Genomic DNA, 22,239 nt, shown 5'->3' with positions numbered 1-22,239 from the left:
GGCGATAAACCGTCGATGCCGGTCCGGCGTGGGGCGTCGGACCCAGGACGATAAATGCTGAAAATGGTGAACGATGATGAAACGCCCGGACAGAGCCCGGGCGCCCGGCGCATTTTATACGCGCTGACGGCAGATGAAACCCCTGATATGGCGCCGTCGATCAAAGGATGGCCGATAAGTTTCCCGGAAAAGGTCTACACAATGCTCAGGATAGTCGGACAAACCTTGTAGTCCGCTTCCGAAAATTCAGAACTGGCCCCTTTGTCTTGTAGCTTTTCGTACCCTCTGCGCCTCGAAATTTCAGGGTGCCCCAGCAGATGTGCGAAGACTCGCAGGTGACAATGACTTTGGCTATCGCCAACAACCCAAGCGATCTGCTGGTGATCGGTGTCAACGGCCGTGACCGACTCAATGCGCCGTTCTGTTTCGACATCGACCTGGTCAGCCCGGATCCGACTCTGGACTGCGCCGCGCTGCTGCTGCGCGATGCCTGGTTGGAGATTGGTGTGGAAATACTCCAAATGCATGGGCTGCATGGACAAATTCACCAGGCGGACAGACTGTACCGAGGCCCCGACCTGAGCCTTTATCGCTTGCGCCTGATGCCGAGCCTGCAGCGCCTTGACGGAGCGCCCCGGCGTCGCGCGTTCAATGGACAAAGCGTCCCACAGATCATCACCCGGCTGCTGCACAGCCACGGCATGGGTGACGACGCATTGCGCTTTGACCAACTGATTGGGGTTTACCCGCCTCGGGAGCATTGCCTTCAGTACGACGAAAGCGATCTGCATTTCCTGCGCCGACTGTGTGAAGAAGAAGGGATCTCCTTTCGCTTCGAACACCACCTTCATCGGCACATCCTGGTATTTTCCGACGATCCCCTGGGCTTCCCGGAATGGCCGACACCGGCTTGCGTCGATCATCTGGCAGAGCAACTGTCGGTACGCACCAGTTACAGCAGCCATGCCGGAGAGCACTACAGTCCGCAAGGCCGCATGCCACCCCACGACGCATACGAGGCTGACAATCAGGTGCCATCCGTGCCGTGGGATGTCCATGCCAGTCCCGGCCAGCATCAACAGATCAGCGCGCGTCAGCTTGAGCGCCTTAGGTGTGAGCGCCGGGAGATCATGGGCCGTAGCCGTCTTCCGTGGCTACGCGGCGGCTTGGTGATGCGGGTCGACCAGCATCCTGACTCGTGTTTCAACGACCAATGGCTTTTGACCGACGTAAGCCATTGCGCGTGGCAACTGGCCCCGTTGCGCGGTTGCGCGTCGAACGATGTAATTCAGATCCTGCAAGCAATGGCATCGGCGAACGTTTCCGGGATGGGCGTCGCCGGACTGCTGCGTCCCCGCCCCGACCTCGACAGGCCGGCCCTGGCGGGCTATGAAAACAGTTTTCAAGTGCTGCCGTGGGCAATGCCGTATCGGCCGGCGCTCGAACATCCCAAGCCGATTGTCGCCGTGAGCCAGGCCGCCTGGCAGGTCGACGACCAGGCTGACGCGTCGGGACGCATCCGCATTCGCTACGACTGGCAACCAGAGTCGCCGGCCAGCAGCCCTGATGACAGTTGGGCACGGGTGGTCAGCAGACTGGAGAGGCAGGCGGCCGGGACACGGCTACAGATCAGGTTTTTCGAGGGGGACCCCGATCAACCACTGATATGCGAAGCATTGAGCACAGTCGCGAACACAACAGGGCCACCCGGAATGTGGTGCGACGAGGGCGGATGCGATGAACGCCTCGCGCCGTCAACGGCGCCTCCCGAGGATGGACAGTTGCGCCTCGACAGCGCCAGGCCGCTGACCCTGCGCAGCGCGCGGGCCACGCTGCATATCACCGAACAGGGTGTTCATTACACGCCCCGTAATGCAGCGGACGACGCCGGTTAGCGCCGCAGCTTCTGGACTTAGCGATGCTTGAAGATCGGCTCGCGCTTCTCGATGAAAGCCGCCATGCCTTCTTTCTGGTCCTCGCTGGCGAACGCCGCGTGAAAAACCCGCCGCTCGAAGCGTATGCCTTCGGAAAGGCTGACCTCAAACGCCCGATTGACGCTTTCCTTGACCATCATGGCCACCGGTAATGACTTGGCGGCAATGCCTTGCGCGACGTTCAGTGCTTCTTCAAGTAGCTGGTCCTGGGGCACGATGCGCGCCACCAGCCCGGAACGTTCAGCCTCGACCGCATCGATCATGCGTCCGGTCAGGCACATTTCCATGGCCTTGGCCTTGCCCACCGCTCGGGTCAGACGTTGAGTACCACCCATCCCGGGCAAGACGCCGAGCTTGATTTCCGGCTGACCGAATTTGGCGTTATCGGCCGCCAGGATGAAGTCGCACATCAGCGCCAGCTCGCATCCACCGCCCAGCGCGAAGCCGGACACTGCCGCGATGATCGGTTTGCGGCGGTTGGCTACGCGATCACTGTCGCTGAAGAGGTCATCGAGATAAATCTGCGGATAGGTCAGCTCAGCCATTTCCTTGATATCAGCGCCCGCGGCGAAGGCTTTGGCCGAGCCGGTGAGAACGATGCAGCCGATGTCCGGATCACGTTCCAGTTCATCGAGGGCGTGGTTGAGCTCATTGATCAACTGCGCATTCAGGGCATTCAGCGCCTGGGGTCGATTCAACGTAATCAACGCTATTCGCCCTCGAATCTCTTTAAGAATAGTTTCGTAACTCATTGATATACATCCTTATTAATATTTAGTAGAAAGCGAGAAAAAAGCCTTACTCAGCCTTAAATAGCCATCTCAACTCATTGATTTAAAAGACTTCCAGCGCGATCGCCGTCGCTTCACCGCCACCGATGCAGATCGCTGCGACACCGCGCTGCAATCCTCTCTGCTTGAGCGCTGCAAGCAAGGTAACGAGAATCCGTGCTCCCGAGGCGCCGATGGGGTGTCCGAGGGCACAGGCGCCGCCGTTGACGTTGACCTTGTCGTGGGGCAGCTCAAGCTTGTTCATCGTCACCAGGGCGACGACGGCAAACGCCTCGTTAATCTCGAACAGGTCAACATCGCCGAGGGACCAGCCGGTCTTGCGCATCAGCTTCTCAATCGCACCGATGGGCGCTGTGGGAAACAGACCCGGCTGGTTGGCGTAGGCGGCGTGGCCGTGAATGACGGCCAGCGGCTTGAGCCCTCGCCGCTCGGCTTCCGACTGGCGCATCAGGATCAATGCGGCGGCGCCGTCAGAGATCGAGCTGGAGTTGGCCGCCGTGACCGTTCCACCTTCGCGAAATGCCGGCTTGAGCTGGGGAATCTTGTCCAGTCTGGCCTTGGGAGGCTGCTCGTCTTGAGTGATGGTTTTTTGCTCTTTGCCAACGCTGACTTGCAATGCAACGATCTCGCTCTCGAAACGGCCCTGCTGCATTGACTCTTGGGCGCGAGTCAAGGAGGCGATGGCGAAAGCGTCCTGCGCCTCGCGACTGAAGCCTTGGAGCGACGCGCAATCCTCGGCGAATGTGCCCATCAGTCGGCCACGATCATAGGCGTCTTCCAGCCCGTCGAAGAACATGTGATCGATGATTTGCCCGTGGCCCATGCGATAGCCGCTGCGGGCCTTTTCCAGCAGGTATGGCGCGTTGGACATGCTTTCCATGCCGCCAGCGACCACCACATCGGCGCTGCCGGCGAGCAACAGGTCGTGGGCCATGATTGCCGCCTGCATTCCGGAGCCGCACATCTTGTTCAGTGTGGTGCACAGCGTGCCGTCGCCCAGGCCGGCACCCAATGCGGCCTGACGCGCCGGCGCCTGGCCAAGCCCGGCGGGCAGCACGCAGCCGAACAGCACTTGCTCGACATCGGCAGCCGCAAGGCCGGCGCGCTCGACGGCAGCGCGAATGGCTGCCGAGCCGAGCTGAGGCGCGGTCAGGCTCTTGAGATCCCCCTGAAAGCCGCCCATGGGCGTGCGGACGGCGCTGACGATAACCACCGGATCTTCGATCTGTGGCTGACGCTGGTTCAGTGACATGTCGGATCTCCTCGGTTAGCGGGCGGCCATGCGCAAGGCGCCGTCGAGACGGATCACTTCGCCGTTGAGCATGCTGTTTTCGATGATGTGGCGCACCAGGGCGGCGTATTCGTCAGGTTTGCCGAGCCGTGGTGGGAACGGCACGCCCGCCGACAGGCTTTCGCGTACCTGCGGGGTCATGCCAGCCATCATCGGGGTCTCGAAGATGCCGGGGGCAATGGTCATGACGCGAATGCCGAAACGCGCCAGTTCGCGTGCCGCGGGCAGGGTCAGGCTGGCGATCGCGCCCTTCGAGGCGGCGTAGGCAGCCTGGCCAATCTGCCCGTCATAGGCAGCTACGGACGCGGTATTGACGATGACACCGCGCTCCCCCCCTTCATCCGCAGCGCCCTCGGCGATCGCAGCGGCGGCCAGACGCAGAAGGTTGAAGCTGCCGATCAGGTTGACGTTGATGACCCTACTGAAGCTGTCCAGAGGATGGGGGCCTTCCTTGCCAAGGATCTTCTGCGCACCGACGATGCCGGCGCAGTTAATCAGGCCGTTGATCTGGCCGAACTCCGCCAGTGCCTTGTCCACCGCGGCCTGGGCGGCGGCCTCATCGGTAATGTCGGTCATGCTGGCGCGCGCATTCTCGCCGAGCTTCGCTACCTGGGTTTCGAGCGCCTGAGCGTTGACATCCACCAGCACGACCTTCGCGTCCGCCTCAATCAGCATCTGTGCTGTGGCGGCACCCAGACCGGATGCGCCGCCACTGACCAGAAATACCTTGCCTTCGATCTGCATGATTGTGTCGTCCTTACATTTTTATTGTTCGAGTGACGAAATACTCCGCCCTGCCGCCGCAATCGGCAATAGTCAAAGCGTGCACAGGCGGTGGTGGTTTTAGACAGTGCACCGGCATACCGCTCGGGTGCCGCACACATGTTCGCAGGGGTAAGCGTTCGCTGTAGCAGTCCGGCTTGCCGGCAGCGGCGTTCCTGAAACCGCTACCGTCGGCAAGCTGGACTGCTGCGTCGGAATCAAAGTATTCGGAATTTGATCAAGCCTTGCGCTGCAACACCGCGTCGCCCGCCTGCGCCGACAGCCGCCGGTTGTCCAGTAATGCCAGCAGCGCGATCAGCGCGACCCAGACGAAGGTCAGCTGGAAATCGCTGGTGTGCGCCTGCCCTTCATTGCCATGCAGGTACATCGAACCGCGCAGCAGCAACGCAGCGATTGCCACGCCCAAGCCCATGCTGAGCTGAAAAAACATGCTGAACATGGTGGACGCATCGCTCATCTGCGGTTTCGGCACATCGGCGAAACCCAGCGTGTTGAAGGCCGTGAACTGCATCGAGCGCGACAGGCCGCCGACGAAAAGAATCAGCAGGATCATCGGCCAGCCCATCTGTTCGTCGAGCATGGCGCAGGCAGCGATGGCGATTACCCCGATGAACCCGTTGATCATCAACACTGAGCGAAAGCCCCAGCGCTGCATGATGATGCTGGTGAACGGCTTCATCGCGAGGTTACCCGCGAAAACGCCCAGTACCAGCAGGCCGGAATCGAACGCCGACAGCCCAAAGCCCAGCTGAAACATCAACGGCAGCAGAAACGGCAAGGTGCTGATGGCAATGCGAAACAGCGACCCGCCGAAAAGGCTGACACTGAAGGTGCGAATACCAATCACGCTGACGTTCATCAACGGCTCGGCACGTCTGCGCATATGCGCCCAGGCCAGTGCACCGCTGACGACACCGATTCCGGTGACCAACAGCCCCGGCCACTGGCTGTCGCGCCCTTGCCCGAGCATCTCCATGCCGTACAGCAGCGCCGTACAGGCCACGCCCAGCAGCACGAAACCGCCGAAATCGAAAGCCCGGCGACCGACTTCATTGCGGCGCGGAATCAGCACCCACGTGGCAATCAAAGCCATCGCCCCCAACGGCAGGTTCAGATAGAAAATCCACGGCCATGAGGCGTGGGTGACGATAAAACCTCCCAGCGGCGGCCCGAGTATCGGCGCGACCAGACCAGGCCAGGTAATCAGCGAAATGGCGCGCACCAGGTCCTTTTTCTCGGTCGCGCGCATGACGGCCAGCCTTCCGACGGGGACCATCATCGCTCCGCTTACACCCTGCAACACTCGCGCGGCAACAAAGGTTTCAAGACTGGAACTCACGCCGCACATCAAGGATGAAAGGGTAAACAGCACAATGGCGCCGCCGAACACCAGCCGCGAACCCAAGCGGTCCGCCAACCAGCCACTGATAGGAATGAACGCCGCAATCGCCAGCATATAGGCACTCATACCGATGTTCAGATCGACCGCCGCCACGCCGAATGTCCTGGCCATTTCCGGCAGTGCGGTCGCGATCACCGTCGCGTCGAGGTTTTCCATGAAAAACGTGACCGCGACCAGCAAAGCGATCAGCGTCGATTGGCGTTGCGACATCAGCAAGCTTCCTTGAGTGAATATGGCAGGCAGCGCTCTAGAGTAGCTGTTTCAAGGTGTTTCGCGCAGATCGAAATGACCTCAGGGATTACCGGGCTGCCGCACGCGAGGCGGCAGCACCACGGCAGCGTTTCAGGCGGTCAGGGCATTCGAATCATTTACCGGTCACAACGCTGATGCAGAACGGATGCAAGGTTTTTTCAGATCGCTTGATCTCCGATCTTCCTGCTGTACGGGACTTGTAGCAGAAGGGCTTGCTAACGCAGCATGCAACGACGCCACCGCCGGCAAGCCGTGTTGCTACAGGGACGTCACCGGAAATTCAAGGCAGCAGATATCGCGTCACCGAGTCACTCACCATCGCCCTGTGCCGCGCCTTGACCTGAGGGTCTTCCAGCTCGATCTGAAAAATTTCCGAAAAGGTATGGCGGTTGGACACGCGATAGAAACAGAACGAGCTGATCAGCATATGCAGGTCAACGGCCTGCACGCCCGACCGAAACACCCCCGCTTTCTCGCCACGACGCAGGGTTTCGTCCAGCGCCTGCAGCACGTGTTGGCTGAGCGTCCGAATCGTCGGCGATTGCTTGAGGTTCTCGCCGTTGTGAATGTTTTCAATGCAGACAATGCGCACGAAATCAACGTTGCGATCATGGTGATCGAAGGTGAATTCCACCAGCCGCTGAATCGCCGCCATGGGCTCCAGCACATCCAGTTTCAGGCTGCTCTCGGTGTGGCGGATATCGCCGTACAACTTCTCCAGCACTTCGCTGTACAGCTGTTCCTTGCTGTTGAAGTAGTAATAGATCATCCGTTTGGAGGTTTGCGTGCGCTCGGCGATGGCATCGACTCGTGCGCCCGACAGTCCTTGGGCAACGAACTCGGCGACGGCGGCCTGAAGGATGCCATCGCGGGTCTTTTCCGGGTTGTTCTTGCGGCTCTTGCGTGGCGACTCTACGGACGCTTCGAGCAGAGTCTCATCGACAGTTTTCATGCTTGGCTCACGACCACGGGGAATCGCGCAATTATGAGCCGCGGCGCCCCGTTACGGAAGCGGCATATGCCAGCATTCCATCAGTCGTTCACAGACGCGCCTTTGCGCGACTTGCGTGCGGATGAACGCGGTTAAGTCTGTGAGAGGGAATCCGACGAAGTCGGACCAAACCTCATCCCCCCTTCTTGCGCTGCTGCCAAGCCGCCGCCAGACCACTCAGACAAATAATCGCAATCCCCGCCTGTGCCGTCAGCGACGGCGCATGATTGAACACGATGAACCCCCAAAGCCCTGCAAACACAATCTGGCAATAACCAAACGGCGCCAGCAAGGCCGGCGCGGCGAACCGAAACGCCTGGGTCAGCATCAAATGCGCAACCATCCCGCACGTCCCCAGCGCCAGCATGAACGGAATATGCTTCCACTGCGGCGACTGCCAGAAGAACGGCACGATCGCACTCATCAGCAGGCTATTAAACAGCCCCGCGAAAAAGTTGCTGGTGGTCGGACTGTCATGAGCGGCGACCAATCGAGTCAACAGCTGGTAAAAGGCAAAGCACAGCGCCGAGCCCAAAGGCAGCAGTACCGCTGGGGTAAACAGCTCGCCTCCCGGATGCACGATAACCATCACCCCGCTGAACCCCACCAGCACAGCAATCCACTGCCCGCGCGACACCGTCTCCTTGAGCAACGGCACCGACAGCGCCGTCACCAACAGCGGCGCGAGGAAGTTGACCGCGGTGGCTTCGGCAATCGGGATGAACATCAGGCCGCTGGTAAACAGCAAACTGGTACCCAGCAGGCAACCAGCCCGCAACGCCTGCAAACCGGGCCGTTTGGTGCGCAGTACGCGCAGCCCCGCCGACGGCATGAAAATGCACGCCATCAGCCCGGTATGCACCACATAGCGCACCCACACCACCATCATGATCGGGTAAATGCCGGAGAGGTATTTGGACAAGGTGTCGTGACTGGAAAACAGGAACGTTGCCAGGACAATCAGTGCGATGCCCTTGAGTGGCTGGTTGACGCCGGAGAGCGGCGTGCTGGTGGTACTCATCAGCTTTCCTTTGGTCTTGCGTGGGTGCGGGTCGGCGCCCTGCCTCTGTGGGCATCAGGGTAGACACGGAAAGAATATAGACGCTGTCGTCAGATCACCAAACAAACCGCAAACATTGCCGGTTTTCCGGATGATTCGCGGCAATGACGGAATCTGACGCGCATGTCGATGTTCACGGCAATGTCGCCAACGGCACCGTAAAGCGGAACACACTGCCTACGCCCGGCTCACTGCTGGCGGTCAACTCACCACCGTGAGCCCTGACGATCCCGCGAGAAATGTACAGACCGAGGCCGGTGCCGGTCGGATTGCCCTCGCGAATGCGCCAATAACGTTCGAACACATGTGGCACCTGATCCGGGGCTATACCCACGCCGGAATCGGTAACGCTGATCACTGCGGCGTCACCTTCGATCACTGCGGCGACACTGATACGCCCCTGCCTGGGAGTGAATTTGATCGCGTTGCCAATCAGGTTCGACAACACCTGAAACATCCGCTCCGGGTCGCCCATGATTTTCAGCGTAGGCTCAGTGGCAAACGTCAGGTCGATGAACTTGCTCTGCGCCACGGGAGTGAGCAACGACCAGGCGTCCTCGAACAGTTGGCTGACTTCCACAGGTTGCGGCGAGATCGAATAGCGCCCGGCCTCGATTTTCGAGATATCGAGCAAGTCCTCCAGTAGATGCGTCATACGTGCGGTGGCGCGTTGCAAGGTTTCGATGGCCGAGTGCAGTCGTTTCGACGTGGGGCTGGCATCCGCCACCACCAGGCGCTGCATCATCCCGCATTGCATGACGATGGCTGTCAGCGGACTGCGCAGGTCATGGGAAACCACCGCGACCAGTTCATCCCGCGCGTGCACCGCATCTTTTTCGCGCAGCACCTGACGTGAAAGGTCGTACTCCAGGGCCGAGCGGCGCAGGTCCGACACCGCATACACCTCGCCAACGGTCCACTGCAGTGACGTGCCGTCGACCTGCTGCTTCCAGGCTTCAAAGGACTCCCGCGGCTGTAACCGGTTCGCTACCACGACCTTCGATGCGTCCGGATTGCCGCTCCATTGCACGTTGCCCTTGACCTCGGGGCGAAACCACAACACGGCATTGTCGACCGGCTTGGGCAGGCTGAAGGCCAACAGGCCGCTGGCGACCGATTGGTAATCGCGCGCTTCGGGAAACAGCACACTCAGGCATGAGGTTTCGACCACCGGCCCCGGTTGCTGTTGTACCCAACGCTGCAGCGACCTCACCAGCTTCGCTGGCGGGCACTGACCGAATAGCTGTATCCGGCCTTCGATGATCACCGCCGCGCCATCGGCGCCAGCCACGGCCAACAACGCTTGTGGATGCTGGATCAGCCCGTGATAGACGTCGCCGTCGGCTTCGGCCATCGCACTGGCAAGAGAGGTAAGCAGACCGCCCTTGGCCTCGCGCTGACGCTGCGCCTGCAGTTCCTCCAAGACGCTGATCTGCATCGACAACACCTGGCCGATGGTTTGGCAGGCGGCACGTAGCGCATGGGGCACTTGCAGCGGCTGGCGATTGCCGCAGCTGATCAGGCCCCACAGGCGGTCTTCCTTGAGCAGGGAAATACTCATGGATGACAGCACGCCCATGTTCTGCATGTACTGACAGTGAATCGGCGAGACGCTGCGCAGGACGGCGTAACTCATGTCCAGCGGCTCGCCGTTGTCCGGACGCAGCGCAGGGACCATCGGCACCGGCACATAAGCGGCATCGGGGATGATCCGCAACCAGTTCAGGCGGTACAGCTCGCGCGCCTGTTCGGGAATGTCGCTGGCCGGAAAAAACAGGCCTTGGTAGGTATCGAGTTCGGGGGCTGCGGATTCGGCGATGACCTGGCCATGACCCTGCTCTTGAAAGCGGTAGATCAGCACCCGGTCGTATCCGGTCAGCGCACGGATCTCATTGACGCTGATTTCATAAAGCTCAGGCAGGCTTTTCGCCGAGTGCAGGCGGCGCAGGGTCCGGCTGAGATTTTGATTCAACGATGGCGTCGGTGCCTCATCTACGGCTCGCTCCAATTCGACGAACAGCAAGCCGTCGTGGCGATGGATCAAACCATCCAGCGCCTGACCTCCGCAGCGCAAGGGCAACGGATCGAGGTCCTCCAGCGGACCGCTGGCCACCGCTTCGCGCAAGGTCTGCGCCTGATCCTCACCAAGCCATGCTGACAGCGGCTGGCCCGCACGCAGGTTATCGGTGCCGCCGAGCAGCAGAAAAGCGTTGGCGCTGGCCTGTTGTACGGTCCACGACAACTCGTCGACCGTCAGCAACACGCCGTGGGGCTGGATAGCACCGGGGATACGGATCGGCTCATCGGCGCAGTTCTGCAACAATGCGTTCAGATTCTGTTCGGTGGTGGAGGTCACGACAGCACTCCCGCGCGGTCCAGCCAACTTTCGAAGCAGGCGAAAGTGGCGCACGCTGCGTCCACCACTTGATTGTTGTGCTCAGGGTGGTCGAAGTCGGCCAGCTGTTTCAGAAAAGCTTTCCACAGGCGGCCTGTGTCACGGCCGTAGACATCGAGAAACTCGCCGCCGCTGTCGGCGTGAATTCCCAACCTGTCGGCGATGATCCGGCGCAATACCTGACCGCCCAGTGTCGCGCCTTCCATGACGTACATGATGCCGAGCAGCTGTGCCTGAGTCTCCAGAGTGGGCAACGTCATGCACAGCGGCAAGGTCCCGATCTGCGGATCGTTCAGGCCAAGCGCGCGTAAATCCTTGATCAGCGCCGCAACCTTCCGCCGCTCGGGGGCTGTGGACCGAGGGCCGAGGAATTGCTCGATTTTGCGCTGCAGCGGCGCGTGAAACCCGTAATAGGCTTCGATGATTTTCGTGTAGGTGGCGCGGTCGAGATCGGGATGAGTCAAAGGCAATCGCGCCTCCAGTGCCCTGTGTTGCGCGGCGGTGGCGGCGCGCAGCATGTGCAGAACGCTGGTGGGCAGTGCCGGGGCAGCGGTGGTGGATGTCGACTCGCAAGTAACTTCAACCAAGGGCAGCGGTATCCAGTGGGGTATGAAGAATTCGGGTACGCAGACATCCGCTGGTTCAAGGCAAATGGCTACCGCGCACACTAATGGACGCGGTGCCCGGGTGTAAACATGCGGATGGATAGCGCGACAGGTTGCGGCGCGCCCGTTCAGGCGCGTCGCAGATGGCCATTCGCTGGCGATTCACGGTATCGCCGCCTACCCCTTAGCAGTCCGCCTTGCCAGCGGCAGCGACCTTACTAACGCCACCGCCGGCAAGCCGTGCTGCTACGGAGGCTAAGCCTGAGCGATCGATGGCAGCTGTCAGAAGATGTAATCGGTGGTCAGGAAGCTCGACTCGCGGTTGTGGATGATGTCGCTGATCAATTCCTTGTTGCTCTCCTGGAACTTGGTCGCCACCAGCGTACGGATCGAGAACACGCGCAGCGCGTCATCCACCGACAAGGTCCCCTCTGCCGAGTTCTTGCGTCCGTTGAAGGGGAAGCTGTCCGGGCCGCGCTGGCACTGGGCATTTATATTGATGCGCCCCACCTGATTGGCGAACGCATCCACCAGCCGCCCGACCTGCTTGGAGTCGTTGCCGAAGATGCTCAACTGCTGACCAAAGTCCGAATCCAGCACGTATTCGATGACCGTCTCCAGGTCGCGATAAGCCACTACCGGGACCACGGGGCCGAACTGCTCCTCGTGATAGACGCGCATTTGCGGGGTTACCGGATACAGCACGGCTGGGTAGAAGAACTGATGATTGGTGGCCCCACCGCCTTCGTTGACCACTCTGGCGCCCTTGCTCACCGCATCGTCCACCAGCCCTTGCAGGTAATCGGTCTTGCCTGGCTCAGGCAGCGGGGTCAGCGAAACACCCGGTTCCCACGGCATGCCCGGCTTGAGTTGCGCCAGTTTTTCCTCGAATTTCTCAAGGAAACTGCCGACCACGTTCTCGTGCACGAACAGGATCTTCAACGCCGTGCAGCGCTGGCCATTGAACGACAGCGAACCTGTAACGGCCTCGCTGACCGCATTGTCCAGATTGACGTCGGGCAGCACGATACCGGGGTTTTTGGCGTCCAGCCCCAGCGCTGCGCGCAGACGATGCGGTTTTGGGTGGAGCTTTTTCAGGGCGCTGGCAGCCTTGTTGGTGCCGATGAAAGCGAAGACGTCGATCTTGCCGCTGGCCATCAGCGCACTGACCGTCTCGCGGCCGCTGCCGTAGATCACGTTGATCACGCCGGCCGGGAAACTGTCGCGGAAGGCTTCGAGCAATGGACGAATCAGCAGTACGCCGAATTTGGCGGGTTTGAAAACCACGGTATTGCCCATGATCAGCGCCGGGATCAGCGTGGTGAAGGTCTCGTTCAGTGGGTAGTTATAAGGCCCCATGCACAGGGTTACGCCCAGAGGGACGCGGCGGATCTGGCCGAGAGTGTCCTGTTCCAGCTCGAAACGGCTGGAGCGACGATCCAGTTCCTTGAGTGCGTTGATGGTGTCGACGATGTAGTCGCAGGTACGGTCGAACTCTTTCTGCGAGTCCTTGAGGTTCTTGCCAATCTCCCACATCAGCAGGGTGACCACGGCATCGCGCTGTTCGCGCATGAGCTTGAGGAAGGTCTCGACATGATGGATACGCTCGACAACGCGCATGGTCGGCCAGGCGCCCTGCCCTCGGTCATAGGCTTTCACGGCCGCGTCCAGCGCGGTCATTGCCGTGTCGGCGTCCATCAGGGGCGTGCTGCCCAATACCACCGATTCCAGCCCCGCATCAGTCTTCAGCGACACCGGACTGAGCACCGGCGCCAGTGGTCCTTGCCACTGACGAAGCTCACCATTGACCAGATACTCGCGCTGCTCGATGGCGGGCCCTGCGCGGAACTGCTCAGGAATTTCATCGGCGCTCGGGTACAGGTTGTCCAGGCGGTTTTGCAGGGTCATCTCTCTTTACCTCTTCCAGTCGGCAAACGTGCGAACACACTACGCCACAGCTGCGCCGGAATGAAAAGAGTTGAGATGAATGTCACGGTGGCGTGACGAAAATGGCTCGCCGAGAATCAAAATCAGACCAGGGCATGTCATACCCCGGCCTGGCGTGCTGAAAGAACGCGCGGCGTTTTTTCAGCCTCGTCCAGCCGTTAAACAGCGGAAGCCAGAAAACGCTGATAAAACCCTTCGGCAGCCAGATTCTTGTCCTTGGCTTCGAGCATGATGTCGAAGCGATCAAGGAATTGCAGGGCGTAGGTGTTGGTCCAGTCGTTCCACATGCGATCGCTGTGCAGATACAGATCGCGCTTGTTGACCACCTTCAACAGATCCTCCATTTCCAGTTTCTGCTCTGCAGTGAACCCCAGCTGCTGAAGGCTTTCCGGCGGCTGGGAGTAATGCATGACCGGCCGCACGCCACGCCAGCTTTCGATAATGCGCTCCACACGCGGATCGTCGGGCGAGATATAGCTGTTTTCGTGAATCCAGCAGTGGTGGATGTCCAGCACTACGGGCGCCAGATCCGCCAGTTGCAGGCAGTCGTCGACGCCGTAGGTTTTCTCGTCGTTTTCGAAGGTGATGCAGTTGCGCGCCACTTCTGACAACCGTGGCCATACCGCGCGCACGCCTTCGCCCCCCTGGCGTCCGGCGATATGCACGTTGCACTTGAAATCCTGAAAGCTTCGGCCGTAGCCCATCATGCGGATCATGTCGGCGTGATATTCGAACTCGGCGAGGCTGTTCTCGACCACCTCGGGGCGATCCGAGCCGAGCACGCAAAACTGGCCAGGATGGAAAGACAACCGGATATCGCCTTTACGTGCCGTTTCACCAATCATCGCAAACAGCTGCTCCAGGCGCGCCATGACGGTTCGCGCCTGGTAAAACTCTGCCACTTTCGGATGGCTATAGAACGGCAGCAGGTCACTGCTCAAACGCAGCATTCGTCTGGCCTGCGGCAGCTGCGCCACGTAGCCCAGCAGCCGAATCTGCGCGGCAAGGTTGTGCTCGACGATGTCCAGCAGCTTTTCCTGCGCCACCTGCAAGGTCACGCTGTCCATCCAGCGCAAAGTGGTGGTCCGCGGGTTATAACCGCCCTCCAGAGCCTTGAGCTCCTTGAGCGACAACTCGCGCTCGTGATGGCGATACATGCAGGCGAAACCAATGCGGGGTGTGTTCACGAATGTTCCTGGGGCGGTAGTGGACGCAGGCAAACCCTGTCTGCTTTGAAAGAAGACTTTGCCTCTAACCCGGGCGTTCCCTCGGATTCAATGCGTGGCCATTTATGGCTTGCCGGCGGTGACGGCCCCAAGCGCTACTGCCTACAAGGCCGGACTGCGGCAGCGAGGTGTTGCAGGCTCGATAACGGATGACCGTACCTGCTTTCGCGCTCAAACCTGCGGCTGATCAGCCACGTCTTGCCGCCGCGTATGCCGTCCCAGCAACAGCCCGACCGGCAGGACGACCAGCGCCGTGCCCGCGCTGGCCGCCCAGTGCACCCAGCCTTCTTGTGGCAGCCAGGCTTGCAGAACCGGCTCGCCGGCCGCCATGCCCCCGGCGATCCAGCCGATCAGCGCACCGCCGGCAGGCACCAGCCACGGCAAACGGTGCAACGCCGTCAACACCAGGCGGCTGCCCATGACGATGATCGGGATGCTGATCAATACTCCCGCCGCCACCAGATAAACGTTGCCGTCACCCGCCGCGGCCACGGCCAATACGTTATCCAGCGACATCACCACATCGGCCACGATAATGGTACGGATCGCAGTCCACAGCCGCGTGCCGCCGTCGAGGGTCTCGTCTTCGTCGTTCTGATTGGCCACCAGCTTGATGCCGATCCACACCAGCAACAGGGCGCCCACCAGTTTCAAAAACGGCAACGCCAACAGATGCACCGCACAGAACAGCAGAATCACCCGCAGCACGATAGCGCCGAGCATGCCGCCATAAATGGCCCTGGTCTGCAGCTCGCGGGGCAGACGACGGCAGGCCATGGCGATGACCACGGCGTTATCGCCCCCCAAGAGCAAGTCGATGGCGATGATCTGCGCCAAAGCGCTCCATAGCAGAGGGTCGTAAAGCCAGTTCATGGAGGTAAACCTTATCGGACAAAAAGAGGAAAGATGCCGGTCAGCAACGACACCGGCGAAACGATGGAATATACGAAGAGGACTGTCTTGGGGGCTCAATGCCTTGAAAATATCCGGCACAGGGTAACAATCGCCTCGGCAAATCACCATCGAGCGCCTCCGCACTCGCTGATGAAGGGCCTGACCAAGCGGCGCTTGCGCAGGCTCACGGCAGGCGAGCAAACTGGGTCACGAATTGAAACCAGTGCGCTCACTGCGCCACAGGAAGGATTGATCCATGACCACACAAACCGAAACCGCCCTGCTCGCTGGTGGCTGCTTCTGGGGTATGCAGGATCTGCTGCGCCGCTATCCGGGCGTGCTGTCCACGCGAGTGGGCTACTCGGGCGGCGACGTCGAAAATGCCACCTACCGCAACCACGGCACCCATGCCGAAGCCATTGAAATCGTCTTCGACCCGGCGCTGATCAGCTACCGCAGGATTCTCGAATTCTTCTTTCAGATCCACGACCCGTCGACCGCCAATCGCCAGGGCAACGACATCGGCCTGAGCTATCGGTCGGCGATTTTCTACCTGAATGAAGAACAGAAACGCATCGCCGAAGACACGGTGAAGGATGTCGATGCCTCGGACCTGTGGCCAGGCAAGGTCGTGACCGAGATCAGCCCGGCCGGCGCGTTCTGGGAAGCCGAACCTGAGCATCAGGATTATCTGGAGCGCATTCCGAACGGCTACACCTGCCACTTCATCCGTAAAGACTGGGTCTTGCCCAAGCGCGCTTGAACGTCAGTGACAGACCAGGCCGTCGCTGATCTTCATGCTGTCCACCAGAAATGCGTTGCTGTGCAGATCCCAGGCTTTCAGCTGACCGCCTTCGGACTGCCAGTCGCGCAATCCGGCCTGGAGCAGGCGCAGGCTTTTGGGGTCCGGCTCGGCGAGGTAAACCCGCGCGTCGCTGCTCGCGTCAAGGGTTTGCGGCAGCATGCGATAGAAACGCCAGTCGGGGGTTTGCAGCAGGCTAGTCAGCACTGTGCGTTCATCGGCCAGCAACTGGCAGTCGCCGGCCATGAACGCGGTCGCGGCGCGGATACCCGACACGTAGGTTTGAATCCGCGCGCCCTGTCGCTGCAGGGCGTGGGTCCAGGGGCTGCCATTAGCGACACAGACCGTCTGGCCTTCAGGCGAAGATTGCGGCGAATTGCGCAAGCTCAACAGCGCACCTTTGTCATAGGCGCGGGGCACATCGCTCAACGCTGCACGCTGACGTTCCAGTCCAGGAATGTCGAGGCTGCCCGCGATTACAGCATCCACTTGTCCCTTGCGCAGGAAGTCTGCGACGTCTTGAGATGGAATCGCTGTCAACTGCACCTTTACACCCAGATAGTGGCCCAGAGCGGTGGCCAGTTCGCTGTCCATTTCATCCGGCTCGGAAACCAGCGCTTCGGTGCTGTAGGTCGGCCTTGGATAACTGCGCACGCCCACACGAAACACCTGTTGCTCGCGTGCCTTGACCAACACCGGGCCAGGGACTTGCTCTGCGCCGTCGAGCATGGGTAACAGCCATATTGTGCACACCGCGACCGCACCGATCACGCCCGCCAGACTCCAGTGAACCCAGCCGCCGGTGAACGCAGCCGCGGGCTTACCCCGCATCTCAGCCCGCATGCTTCAGCCCGCGGCGCCAGCGGGTGAAACGCCGCTCCAGCAGTGCCAGGAGAAAGTTCAGCAGCAACCCCACTACCGCCAGCAGAAGAATGCCTGCGTACATGCTCGGAATCTGGAACACCTCCTGCGAATTGAGCGTGAGGAAGCCCAGCCCCGAGTGAGCGCCGATCATCTCAGCGGCCACCAGCGCGGTGATGCAGTAGGCGCCCGCCAGTCGCACGCCGGTGAAGATCGAGGGCGAAGCGGATGGCAGCACGATTTTCAGAAACAGGAAGCGTCGGTTGGCGCCCATCGACAGCGCCGAGTTGATCAGCAGACTGTCGACTTGTTTGACACCGCTGATGGTACTCAACAGGATCGGCCAGAACGACGCCCAGAAGATGATCGCCACCTTCGACAGTTCGCCGATACCCAGAAACAGGATGAACACCGGAAACAGCGCCAGGGCCGAGGTTTGCCGGAAGAACTGCAGCAACGGATCGAGGATCCGCTCCAGCCGTGCGAACCAGCCCATCAGAAGGCCGAGGGAAATACCGGCGAAGATCGCCAGCGCAAGTCCGGCGAGCGAGCGAATCAGGCTGGCCTGGAGGTGCTTGACCAACGCGCCGTTGCCCGCCATCTCGACGATGGCCGCCAGCACCGCCGACGGCGGGCTCAGGTAGCCGGGATTGACGACACCCAGGCGCGGCAGCGTTTCCCAGAGCGCGAGAAACGCCAGAATACCGATGGAACTGTCCAGTGCCTTGCGCGATGTCTTCACCCAGCGCGACGTGGCAGTCCGGCGCGGTGGCGGGGTCTGGGCCATGTTCATACGCCCACCCGATAGCCGCTGCGGCGTGCGACCTGCTGCCAGCTTTCGTGGCGAGGGCCTTCTTCGACCTCCAGTGCATCCGGGACCGTTCCGCCCATGCCTTCGCGTAACGAGGCCCACGCCCGTTGACGCAGATGCACGAACGCATGGCTGTTGCGCAGTTGCGGTAGCCGGGGTCGGGGAAGATCGATATCGATAATCTCTTTGATGCGCCCCGGACGTGGGGTCATGACAGCGACCCGATCGGACAGAAAGATAGCCTCGTCCAGGCTGTGGGTGATGAACACGATAGTCTTCTTGTGCAGGTCCCAGATGCGCAGCAATTCGTCCTGCAAGGTTTCGCGCGTCTGCGCATCGAGGGCCGCGAACGGTTCGTCCATCAGCAGCACATCCGGTTCGTAAACCAGCGAGCGGGCGATCGCCACGCGTTGGCGCATGCCGCCGGAGAGTTCGTGGGGGTAGCGCGAGGCGAAGCCTGTCAGGCCGACAAGGTCCAGGTATTCGCGGGCTCTTTCACGCCGCTCGGCCTTGCCGACGCCACGGATTTCCAGCCCGACGGCAATGTTGTCGAGCACCGAGCGCCACGGCAGCAAGGCATAGCCCTGGAACACCACGCCCTGATTGCGGTTGATGCCTTGCAAGGATTTGCCGTCGATTTCCAGCGTGCCGCCGGTTTTTTGCACGAGCCCGGCGAGGATGTTCAGGTAGGTGGATTTGCCGCAGCCCGATGGACCGAGAATCGCTAGAAACTCGCCCTCGCGCACCTGAAGATCGAAATCCTTGAGCACCTCTACCCGCTCGCTTTTGCCTGCTTCGTCTTGCGCTTGGTATTCCATGTGCAAGCCGGATGTGGAGATTTTGTGCACGCATGCCTCTCATCTGTTGTCTGGCGTCTATTTGTCTGCCGATACAGGACCTGTGGGAGTGAGCTTGCTCACGAATGCTTGCGTACACCCGCAGCAGATTCGGCGGCTGTCACATCCTGTTCGTGAGCACGCTCACTCCCGCGGGGGTCTTGCCTGGCTGACCGACCGCATAACGCCGAGGCTGGCGACCTACACGTTCGCCTTGGCCAGCGCATTGAACTCATTGGTGTAAACATCCTTGACCGCGACCGCACCGGGCTTGATCTTCTTCTCGCTTTCGAGGATGTCGATGTAGTACTGAATCGGCGGTTCGGTGACGACCAGGTCGTCGACGTAGGCGTAGCGTTCCACCAGTTCCAGCTTGGTGCCGATGCGCTGGGAGACGATCTTGCGGGCCTCGTCCGGGTTGGCGTTGACCCAATTGGCCGCCTTGGCGATCGCAGCGACGAAATCCTCCGTCGCTTCGGGGTTTTCCCGGATGAACTTGCCGTAGCCGCTGTACGGCGCCATGCCGCCGAGGCCCTTGTCCAGGTCGTAGTCGCTCCACAGCTTGCGCAGCTCAGGGTTGTGCTCGGCGCCGCCGGACGCGGGTGGATGGATGATCGCGATATCGACATTGCGGCTGAGCACGGTCTGCTCGCCCTGATTGTCCGGGACTACCACCCAGTTGATCTTGTCGACGTCCACCTGATGCTCGCGCAGGTATTTCTTGGTGACGAACTCGGCGCAGGCACCAAAACTGTTGAAGCCCACAGTTTTGCCTTCCATGTCCTTTGGCGTGAAGATCCCCGAATCGGCACGCACGAAATACTTCATGTGCGGCGCTTCCTGCAGGGTCTTGCCGCCAGCCGCCACTACCTTGAGGTCAAGGCCGCTGGCAATCGCCGAAATCACCAGTGGCACCATGCGCGAGCCGAAGTCGATTTCGCCGGTGCCCACCAGCGGGATGATCTGCGGCGCTGCGATCTTGCCGATGTAGTTGGGTTTGGTGCGAGTGCCTTCGAAATAACCCAGAGAGTCAGCGAGGTAGACCAGATCGAATGACGGGTTATCGGGGTATTTGAAGCTGACCACCTGATCGGAGCGCTTTTTGATCACGGCAGGCGCCGCGCTGGCGGTCTTCTCGGACTTGTCGCAGCCGGGTAGGATCAATCCTGCGGCGGCAGCCGTTCCCAGCAATGCAACGTGTTTGATGAAAGCCCTGCGGCTGTTGCGCTCTTGCATAGCGAGCTTCCTTGGTTGTTTAAATCAGGGGGTTAGAACATGAATGACGCGCACGCGCACTCCATGAATTTGCACAACCTTCAACTAACGACGGAAAGTCTTTCATATGAAGACGCGGATCGGGGCGACAATAAAGACCCGGCAGAGACAGCGTCAATAACATCCTGAAATAATCGCTATAACGTTTTCAGCTAAAGTTATTCCGTTGAATTAGACGAAGGTGGAAATAAAGTTTATCTGTATGTAGCAGCATGGCTTGCCGGCGATGACGTCCTTGAGATAGCTGCCGTCGGCAAGCGGATTGCCACGGCGAGTGAGATAGCCCTCATTTAAGAAGTGTTGCTACAGCAACAGCCATTAAACAGATATCGCACTCTCTGCGCACACTTTTCAAATAATTAAACGCCGGCCAGTGTCGTCTGACTCTTAATACAACTTCTTCGATCAGCCTAATGATCAGCGGCACATCTCTTGCAACTTCACCGCCATAACTTCTAGCTTCCTGAAGTCCATCACTCGATTCTCAAACGTTCCGATCTCCCCTTGGCGATCGCTTGCCGAATATTCATGCCTATTAAGGAGTCATTCCATGAGCAAACGTCCTGACACTCTCAAACTCGGCCTGTTCCTGCGCGCCACCGGGCATCACATCGCCGCCTGGCGCGACACGGGCTCACAGGCCGACGCGGGGATCCGCCTGGATCATTTCATCGATCTGGCGCGCAAGGCCGAAGCCGCCGGTTTTGACACGTTGTTCCTGGCTGATAGCGTTTCGGTGCGCGGTATCGATGCGCCGACCTTCGACCGGGTGATCGCGCCGAGCCTGAGTTTCGAACCACTGACCCTGCTGTCGGCACTGGCGGCCGTCACCTCGCGGATCGGGTTGGTGGCGACTGCCAGCACCAGCTACAGCGAGCCGTTCAACCTGGCCCGTCAGTTCGCCTCGCTGGATCAGATTAGTGGTGGCCGGGTGGGCTGGAATCTGGTGACCAGCAGCGACCCGGATGCCGCGAAGAACTTCGGTGGCGCTTCCGAGGGCAATCAGGCCGCCCACGCTGATCGCTACAGCCGGGCGCGGGAATTCCATGAGGTGGTCGACAAGTTGTGGGACAGCTGGGAGGACGACACACTGCTGCTGGACAAGGAAAAAGGCGTGTTCCTGGGCCGCAGCAAGCTGCACCTGACCGATCATCATGGCGAGCATTTCCATGTCCGCGGTCCGCTTAACGTGCTGCGCTCGCCCCAAGGCAAACCGGTGCTGGTACAGGCAGGGGCCTCAGAGGATGGCCGTGCACTGGCTGCCGCGACTGCCGAGGCAATCTTCGCCGCGCATCAGAGTCTGGCCGATGCACAGGCGTTTTACAGTGACATCAAGTCCCGCGCTGCCGTCCTCGGACGCAAACCCGAGCACATCAAGATTCTGCCCGGCGTGACTATCTTCACGGCACCAACCTCGGCCGAGGCCCACGCCAAGCACCAGCGTTTGCAGGACCTGGTGCACCCGCAGGTCGGGCTGAGCCTGCTGTCGGGCCTGCTCGGCGGCGTCGATCTGTCGCATCTGCCACTGGACGGGCCGCTGCCGCAGGATTTGCCCGCGACCAACGCCTCGAAAAGTCGCCAGCAGTTGATTCTGCAACTGGCCGCCGAGGGTTTGAGCATCCGTGAGCTGTACCTGCGACTGGCCGGAGCGCGGGGTCACTGGACCCTGGTCGGCTCGCCGGAAGAAGTGGTCGACCAACTGCAAGCCTGGTACGAAGGTTATGGCGCCGACGGCTTCAACATCCTGCCGCCGACCTACCCCGAAGGCCTGGACGATTTCATCGCGCTTATCCTGCCCGAACTGAAACGTCGCGGCCTGGTGCCCGCAGACGGGCCGAGCGGCAGCACCTTGCGCGAGCGTCTGGGCCTGCCCTTCCCGGCACACCCGGCGACCCTGTTGCGCGAACACTCGGTTGCTGTCTGATCGTCATCCATGATTGCCCATGTATGAGCAGGTGCCACAACCCGCGCATCTACGAGGACGGATCGTCCACGACTTTGCCGTCAATGGCACCACGCCGCTCGAACAACGGAAAATCGGCGTGGCGACAGAGTAAGTCGTACGCGCCTTACAAATCGCGAT

Annotated in this window: 19 protein-coding genes; 4 read left to right on the top strand and 15 right to left on the bottom strand. The window is 60.6% G+C overall.

From position 1 onward, the window contains the following. Nucleotides 1-54 precede the first annotated feature (54 nt). Both ACRER8_RS02595 and ACRER8_RS02590 read left to right on the top strand, forming a co-directional pair. Nucleotides 55-231, top strand: a complete 177-nt coding sequence (locus ACRER8_RS02595; RefSeq protein ID WP_431744801.1) for a hypothetical protein — start codon at nucleotides 55-57, stop codon at nucleotides 229-231. Between the two features lie 110 nt (nucleotides 232-341). Next, nucleotides 342-1,895 carry a type VI secretion system Vgr family protein gene (locus tag ACRER8_RS02590; protein WP_431744800.1) on the top strand — a complete coding sequence of 518 codons (1,554 nt, stop codon included), beginning with the start codon at nucleotides 342-344 and terminating at the stop codon, nucleotides 1,893-1,895. 17 nt (nucleotides 1,896-1,912) lie between these two features. On the opposite strand, the gene ACRER8_RS02585 is transcribed toward ACRER8_RS02590, so the two are convergent. From ACRER8_RS02585 to ACRER8_RS02535, 11 genes are all read right to left on the bottom strand, one after another. Next, on the bottom strand, nucleotides 1,913-2,686 hold the full coding sequence (locus ACRER8_RS02585) for an enoyl-CoA hydratase (RefSeq protein ID WP_431744799.1): 774 nt from the start codon (nucleotides 2,684-2,686) through the stop codon (nucleotides 1,913-1,915). An 82-nt stretch (nucleotides 2,687-2,768) separates the two neighbouring features. Then, a complete protein-coding gene (locus ACRER8_RS02580) occupies nucleotides 2,769-3,977 on the bottom strand; it encodes an acetyl-CoA C-acyltransferase (RefSeq protein WP_431744798.1) in 1,209 nt (402 codons plus the stop codon). A gap of 15 nt (nucleotides 3,978-3,992) precedes the next feature. Continuing rightward, entirely contained in the window at nucleotides 3,993-4,760 is a 768-nt protein-coding gene (locus ACRER8_RS02575) for an SDR family NAD(P)-dependent oxidoreductase (protein WP_431744797.1), read from the bottom strand. A 256-nt stretch (nucleotides 4,761-5,016) separates the two neighbouring features. Then, the gene (locus tag ACRER8_RS02570; protein WP_431744796.1) at nucleotides 5,017-6,411 is read right to left on the bottom strand and encodes a DHA2 family efflux MFS transporter permease subunit; all 1,395 of its coding nucleotides are present in this window, start codon (nucleotides 6,409-6,411) and stop codon (nucleotides 5,017-5,019) included. A gap of 322 nt (nucleotides 6,412-6,733) precedes the next feature. Next, the gene (locus ACRER8_RS02565; protein WP_431744795.1) at nucleotides 6,734-7,405 is read right to left on the bottom strand and encodes a TetR/AcrR family transcriptional regulator; all 672 of its coding nucleotides are present in this window, start codon (nucleotides 7,403-7,405) and stop codon (nucleotides 6,734-6,736) included. A 172-nt stretch (nucleotides 7,406-7,577) separates the two neighbouring features. Then, a complete protein-coding gene (locus tag ACRER8_RS02560; RefSeq protein WP_431744794.1) occupies nucleotides 7,578-8,465 on the bottom strand; it encodes a DMT family transporter in 888 nt (295 codons plus the stop codon). Nucleotides 8,466-8,637: 172 nt separating this feature from the next. Further along, on the bottom strand, nucleotides 8,638-10,860 hold the full coding sequence (locus tag ACRER8_RS02555; protein WP_431744793.1) for an ATP-binding protein: 2,223 nt from the start codon (nucleotides 10,858-10,860) through the stop codon (nucleotides 8,638-8,640). Next, nucleotides 10,857-11,417: a biliverdin-producing heme oxygenase gene (locus ACRER8_RS02550; RefSeq protein WP_431744827.1), complete on the bottom strand. Its 561-nt coding sequence runs from the start codon at nucleotides 11,415-11,417 to the stop codon at nucleotides 10,857-10,859. The genes ACRER8_RS02555 and ACRER8_RS02550 overlap by 4 nt, the downstream gene beginning before the upstream one ends. Before the next feature lie 369 nt (nucleotides 11,418-11,786). After that, entirely contained in the window at nucleotides 11,787-13,412 is a 1,626-nt protein-coding gene (locus ACRER8_RS02545; RefSeq protein WP_431744792.1) for an NADP-dependent glyceraldehyde-3-phosphate dehydrogenase, read from the bottom strand. A gap of 197 nt (nucleotides 13,413-13,609) precedes the next feature. Next, nucleotides 13,610-14,638, bottom strand: coding sequence for a UV DNA damage repair endonuclease UvsE (uvsE, locus tag ACRER8_RS02540; RefSeq protein WP_431744791.1), 1,029 nt, complete (start codon nucleotides 14,636-14,638; stop codon nucleotides 13,610-13,612). A 210-nt stretch (nucleotides 14,639-14,848) separates the two neighbouring features. Then, nucleotides 14,849-15,550, bottom strand: coding sequence for a TerC family protein (locus ACRER8_RS02535; protein WP_431744790.1), 702 nt, complete (start codon nucleotides 15,548-15,550; stop codon nucleotides 14,849-14,851). Between the two features lie 277 nt (nucleotides 15,551-15,827). Here ACRER8_RS02535 and msrA point away from each other — a divergent pair, with 277 nt between their 5' ends. After that, nucleotides 15,828-16,334: a peptide-methionine (S)-S-oxide reductase MsrA gene (gene msrA / locus ACRER8_RS02530; protein WP_431744789.1), complete on the top strand. Its 507-nt coding sequence runs from the start codon at nucleotides 15,828-15,830 to the stop codon at nucleotides 16,332-16,334. Between the two features lie 3 nt (nucleotides 16,335-16,337). On the opposite strand, the gene ACRER8_RS02525 is transcribed toward msrA, so the two are convergent. The 4 genes from ACRER8_RS02525 to ACRER8_RS02510 form a co-directional block, all read right to left on the bottom strand. Beyond that, nucleotides 16,338-17,204 carry an ABC transporter substrate-binding protein gene (locus ACRER8_RS02525; protein WP_431744788.1) on the bottom strand — a complete coding sequence of 289 codons (867 nt, stop codon included), beginning with the start codon at nucleotides 17,202-17,204 and terminating at the stop codon, nucleotides 16,338-16,340. Nucleotide 17,205: 1 nt separating this feature from the next. Then, a complete protein-coding gene (locus tag ACRER8_RS02520; RefSeq protein WP_431744787.1) occupies nucleotides 17,206-18,027 on the bottom strand; it encodes an ABC transporter permease in 822 nt (273 codons plus the stop codon). Then, nucleotides 18,024-18,893, bottom strand: coding sequence for an ABC transporter ATP-binding protein (locus ACRER8_RS02515; protein ID WP_431744786.1), 870 nt, complete (start codon nucleotides 18,891-18,893; stop codon nucleotides 18,024-18,026). Before ACRER8_RS02515 ends, ACRER8_RS02520 begins: the two co-directional genes overlap by 4 nt. Nucleotides 18,894-19,082: 189 nt before the next feature. Continuing rightward, complete coding sequence (locus ACRER8_RS02510; RefSeq protein ID WP_431744785.1) at nucleotides 19,083-20,117, bottom strand: ABC transporter substrate-binding protein; 1,035 nt, start codon at nucleotides 20,115-20,117, stop codon at nucleotides 19,083-19,085. A 589-nt stretch (nucleotides 20,118-20,706) separates the two neighbouring features. Here ACRER8_RS02510 and ACRER8_RS02505 point away from each other — a divergent pair. Beyond that, entirely contained in the window at nucleotides 20,707-22,080 is a 1,374-nt protein-coding gene (locus tag ACRER8_RS02505; RefSeq protein ID WP_431744784.1) for an LLM class flavin-dependent oxidoreductase, read from the top strand. The last annotated feature ends 159 nt before the right edge of the window (nucleotides 22,081-22,239 follow it).

The sequence above is a fragment of the Pseudomonas sp. genome (assembly GCF_050739935.1).
Lineage (GTDB): Bacteria > Pseudomonadota > Gammaproteobacteria > Pseudomonadales > Pseudomonadaceae > Aquipseudomonas.
This window is presented reverse-complemented; position numbering and strand designations above follow the sequence as displayed.